This is a genomic window from Streptomyces sp. NRRL B-24085, from assembly GCF_001282115.1.
In the GTDB taxonomy this organism is placed as follows: Bacteria; Actinomycetota; Actinomycetes; order Streptomycetales; family Streptomycetaceae; genus Streptomyces.
Window position 1 is genome coordinate 1 of the sequence record NZ_LJBR01000520.1, and the last position, 3,327, is coordinate 3,327.

The following is a 3,327-nucleotide window of genomic DNA, read 5'->3' on the forward strand; positions in this document are numbered from 1 at the left end:
GAACAGGGGGCGCGGTGGGCGGAGGTGGTGGATGGGGCGGAAGGGGCGAAGGGGTACCGGGCCGATTCACACCGCCATCGACTGATCACGGACAGCCAACCCTCCGCCAATGGTTTGCGTCAAGGGCCGAAGGCGCGTTACACGCGTCAACTCTCCATACGTGAGGGGAAGTTGTGGTGAGGCGGTGCTGGTGGGAACAGGTCAAGGCCCCGTTTCTGTGGCGTACGCCATGGCGTCGGCCTCGGACGCACCGCACCATGGCGGGACACCCCGCACCGCACCACGGGCGGGACACCCCGCACCGCACCACGGGCGGGACACCCCGCCGCCGAGAAGGGGTTCGGCGGGCGAGTCGACGGCCCGGATCCGGGTACTCCCAGGGGCAAGCCGGACGCTGGGACGCTACAGTCGGCGACTACCACCCCGCCGCCCGGCCGGACGATCGAGGTACGCAGCGTGTCGGTTCTGGTTCTGATTCTCGCCGTGGGTGCTGCCTGCTGCCTGGGCTTCGGCTTCGTGCTGCAGCAGAACGCGGCGCGCCAGGCCCCGCTGAGCGACTTCCTCTCCCCCAGACTGCTCCTCGACCTGGTGAAGGTGCCGCGCTGGCTCGGGGGCATCGGACTGATGGTGGCCGGCATGGTGCTGGGCGCGATCGCGCTCGGTCAGGGCGAGGTGTCCCTGGTCGAACCACTCCTCGCCACGAACCTGCTGTTCGCCCTCGCCCTCTCCCGCAAGCAGAGCAAGCAGCCGCTGGGCCGCCAGGGCTGGGCGGGTCTCGCGCTGCTGGCGGGCGGAGTGAGCGCGTTCATCGTGGCGGGCGAGCCACGCGGCGGCACGGCCGTCACCGACCCCTTCCGGCACTGGCTGATCATCGGCGCCATGATCGGGCTCGCCCTGCTCCTCACGACGTACGCCAAGCGCTCCCGCCTCAGCTCCGGCCCGGTGCTGCTGGCCCTGGCGGCGGGACTGCTGTACGGCGTCCAGGACGCCCTCACCCGGGTCAGCGGCCAGCGCTTCTCCGCGGGCGGCCTCGCCGAGCTGCTGACGAGCTGGCAGCCGTACGCCGTCCTGGCGCTCGGCGTCACCGGGCTCGTCCTGGTGCAGAGCGCGTTCGAGACCGCGCCGCTGCGGATGTCGCTGCCCGCCCTGACCGCGGCCCAGCCGCTCGCCGGGATCGTGTGCGGGGTGGGCTTCCTGGGCGACCGTCTGCGCACCGACACCGTCGCGCTGACCTGGGAGGCCCTGGGCCTCGCGGCCGTCGTCGCGGGCATCGTCCTGCTCGGCATGCACCCGGCGATGCCCTGCGGAGCGACCCGCACGGAACCGACGAGGGACCTCCAGCCGAGCTGACGCCCGCGCCTGCCGGGACGGCTGCTTGGATGGGCACATGAGCGCTGCTGACGAGATTCTCGACATCGTCGACGAGGACGACAACGTCGTCGCACAGTCGCCCCGCGGGGAGGCCTACGCGAAAGGCCTGCGGCACCGCTGCGTGTTCATCCAGGCCAGGGACGCGCAGGGCTGGCTCTTCGTGCACCGTCGGACACCCGGCAAGCTGGTCTTCCCGTCCCTCTACGACATGTTCGTCGGCGGAGTGGTCGGGGCGGGTGAGTCCTACGACGACGCGGCCCTGCGCGAGGCGGAGGAGGAGCTCGGGGTGGAGGGCCTGCCCCGGCCCGAGTACCTCTTCAAGTTCCTGTACGACGACGGCGCCGGCCGGACCTGGTGGTCCGCGGTGTACGAGGTCCGCTGCGAGCTCCCGGTCAGCCCCCAGGTGGAGGAGGTCGCCTGGCACGACTTCCTCAGCGAGGACGAGGTGGAGCTGCGCCTTCGGGAGTGGGAGTGGGTGCCGGACGGGCTGGCGGCCTACGAGCGGCTCAGGGCGTACCGGTCGATGGGGTGAGCCCCTGGTCCGGGCCCTGTCCCCGATAGGCTCGTGCGCGTGATCGATTTCGCACGGAACGTCCGCGTCTGGTTCGCCCCCGAGGAGGTACGGCAGGAGGGCCGTACGCCCGACTACCGGTTCTCCCTGGCCAACGAGCGCACCTTCCTGGCCTGGCTGCGCACCGCACTCGCGCTGATCGGCGGTGGCTTCGCCGTGGACCAGTTCCTGCCCGATCTGCGCTGGGGCTGGCGGGTCGGCCTGGCGCTCGCGCTGCTCGCCGCGGGCGTGCTGTGCTCGCTGCGGGCGGTCAACCACTGGGTGCGGTGCGAGCGGGCAATGCGCAAGGGCGAGGACCTGCCGGTGTCGCGGTTCCCGGCGCTGCTGAGCCTGGTGGTCGCGGTGGTCGCCGTGGCCATGGTCGTGGTCGTGCTCGTCGGGTGGGAGGGATGAGCCAGGGCGCGGCCGCCGAGCGCGACCCGGGGCTCCAGCCCGAACGCACCCGGCTCGCCTGGCGCCGTACGACCCTCTCGGGCACCGTCTCCGCCGTACTCGCCGTGAAGACGGCCCTGCACGGCGGCCCCTCCCCCACCGCACTCGTGGCCTGCGCCCTGTGTTGCGCGCTGTGGCTCGGCTTCCTGTACCTCGCCCACCGCCGCATCCGCACCCTGACCTCGTCCGACACCCCGCCGCCCCTCGTCCCGCGAACCGCGGCGACGGCGGTGCTGTGCACGGTGGCGATGGCTGTCTGCGGAACGGCACTGGTGTTCTGAACGGCCGCACACCCCTGCCGGAGCCCGGGGTACGCCTCTACGCGAGCCGGCCTCACGCACACCGAGTCCCGCCCGCGTCCCAACGGAGCGCTGCCCGGTAGGCCTGCCCGTCCAGCCACCGGCCCTGAGCTCGGACGAAGCACCGCCCAGGGCAGCCCGCCGCGCTGCCCTGCGCCCCACGCCCCGCCGGAGTGCAGCCCAGCGCCCCTGCCCGGTCCGGCCGGCGACCACCGGCGACACGCCCCACCTGAGCCCGGGCAGCGGGCCCACCTGAGCATGGTCGCCGCGCCCGAGCCCGACCTCACGCACACCGAATAGCGCCCCACGTCCCAACGGAGCGCCGCCCGGCACGCCTGCCCTGAGCTCGGACAGGGCGCCCGCCCAGGGCAGATCGCCGCGCTGCCCTGGACAGGGCGCCCGCCCAGGGCAGATCGCCGCGCTGCCCTGCTTCCCACGCCCCGCCGGAGTGCAGCCCAGCGCCCCTGCCCAGTCCAGCAGGGAGCCACCAGCCACCCGCCCCACCTGAGCCCGGGCAGCGGGCCCACCTGAGCATGGTCGCCGCGCTGCTCTGCGCCCCGCCTGGGTGCAGCCCAGCACCCCTGCCCGGTCCGGCCGGCGACCACCAGCGACACGCCCCACCTGAGCCCGGGCAGCGGGCCCACCTGAGCATGG

The 3,327-nt window shown here is 73.4% G+C and carries 4 protein-coding genes; all 4 read left to right on the forward strand.

The features are described from left to right. The first annotated feature begins 456 nt into the window (after positions 1-456). The 4 genes from AOJ26_RS38425 to AOJ26_RS38440 are packed head-to-tail and all read left to right on the forward strand — an operon-like array spanning position 457 to position 2,655. Positions 457-1,350, forward strand: a complete 894-nt coding sequence (locus AOJ26_RS38425) for a DMT family transporter (protein WP_053852978.1) — start codon at positions 457-459, stop codon at positions 1,348-1,350. A gap of 37 nt (positions 1,351-1,387) precedes the next feature. Continuing rightward, a complete protein-coding gene (locus tag AOJ26_RS38430; protein ID WP_053852979.1) occupies positions 1,388-1,903 on the forward strand; it encodes an NUDIX hydrolase in 516 nt (171 codons plus the stop codon). Positions 1,904-1,942: 39 nt separating this feature from the next. Continuing rightward, positions 1,943-2,335 (forward strand): YidH family protein, encoded by a 393-nt coding sequence (locus AOJ26_RS38435; RefSeq protein WP_053852981.1) that lies wholly within the window; start codon positions 1,943-1,945, stop codon positions 2,333-2,335. Continuing rightward, entirely contained in the window at positions 2,332-2,655 is a 324-nt protein-coding gene (locus tag AOJ26_RS38440) for a DUF202 domain-containing protein (RefSeq protein ID WP_053852980.1), read from the forward strand. The genes AOJ26_RS38435 and AOJ26_RS38440 overlap by 4 nt, the downstream gene beginning before the upstream one ends. Positions 2,656-3,327 lie beyond the last annotated feature (672 nt).